The 1,191-nt window shown below is 57.8% G+C and carries 1 protein-coding gene; it reads left to right on the top strand.

Annotated elements, in window-relative coordinates:
* Positions 1–222 precede the first annotated feature (222 nt).
* Complete coding sequence (locus ACIQUH_RS27880) at positions 223–1,185, top strand: IS110 family transposase (protein WP_400821443.1); 963 nt, start codon at positions 223–225, stop codon at positions 1,183–1,185.
* Positions 1,186–1,191 lie beyond the last annotated feature (6 nt).

The following is a 1,191-nucleotide window of genomic DNA, read 5'->3' as shown; positions in this document are numbered from 1 at the left end:
GCACAGGAATTGTCTGTCGAAAAAGTGCTTTATTGTTCGGGACGTTGGATGACCTCCGAGGCGGCCACCCCGGAGGCCATGCGGTTGTACGCCCGAACAGGAATGGGTCTTCTCGACCGGCCTCATCCTGGGCTGCAATCGCACCAGCTTCGCATCGCTTGTTGACTTGAATGGGCCGGCTTTCACCGCGCCCGCAGACAATGCCAAGCATGGAGCCCCATCATGGACCCGAACACCGCACAAATCCAGTTCGCTTTGGGATTTGACGTCTCCAAAGCAACAATCACATTCTTCGATACCCGCACCGGAAAGATCGGCACCGTCGAAAACAGCAAGGTCGCGCTCAGGGCCGCCTTGAAGCCATATGCCGGACGTGGCGATATGCTCGCCATCTGCGAAGCCACCGGTGGCTACGAGGACGATCTGCTGGATGTCCTTGAAGACCTTGCCATCCCCGCCCACCGCGCAGATGCTGTCAGGGTCAAAGCCTTCATCCGCGCCTGCGGCGCAAATGCCAAGACAGACCCCATCGATGCACGCCATATCGCACAATATGGTCTGTCACGGGCGCAATCCCTCCCACGCTGGCGGCCAAGCCCTCCACATGAAGCGAAGGTCAAACTGCTGGTCTTGCGCCGCACCGATCTCGTGTCCATGCGCGTGCAAGAGGAAAACCGGTTGAAGGCGCCGCGCAATAAGCCGATCGCTCGCGAGATTGCCGGCCATATTGCCGAAATCAAGCGCCGTATCGAGGCCATCGACAAACAGATCGAAACGATCATCAGCCTCGATAAACGCTTGAAAGATCGCAAGGCCATCCTGCAAACCGTTCCAGGCATTGGCAAGGTGATCGCGCCGATGCTGTTGGCACTCATGCCGGAACTCGGACACATCGATCGCAAGCAGGCAGCAAGCCTCGCCGGATGCGCCCCTCACCCCCGTGACAGCGGCGCGCACAAAGGGCGTCGCTTTACCACTGGTGGACGACGGCAGTTACGACCGCTGCTCTTTACCGCGGCTATGGCTGCAAGCCACAGCAAGAGCCACCTTGCTGCGACGTATAGGCGATTACTCCATGCCGGAAAGTCAAAGCTAACAGCTCTTGGTGCAATCATGCGCCACATCATCGTCATCGCAAACGCAAGATTGAAAGAATATCAAAATGAGCAAATACGACTGACTTGATGAGGG

Origin of the sequence: Agrobacterium sp. NPDC090283 (genome assembly GCF_044769685.1) — a bacterium.
Taxonomy (GTDB): Bacteria; Pseudomonadota; Alphaproteobacteria; order Rhizobiales; family Rhizobiaceae; genus Agrobacterium.
The sequence above is the reverse complement of the archived record's forward strand: the minus strand, read 5'-3'. Positions and strand labels throughout refer to the sequence as shown.

Bases quoted from the DNA above. Each gene is read 5' to 3' on its own strand.
- ACIQUH_RS27880 (WP_400821443.1), top strand. From the start codon at position 223: ATGGACCCGAACACCGCACAAATCCAGTTCGCTTTGGGATTTGACGTC.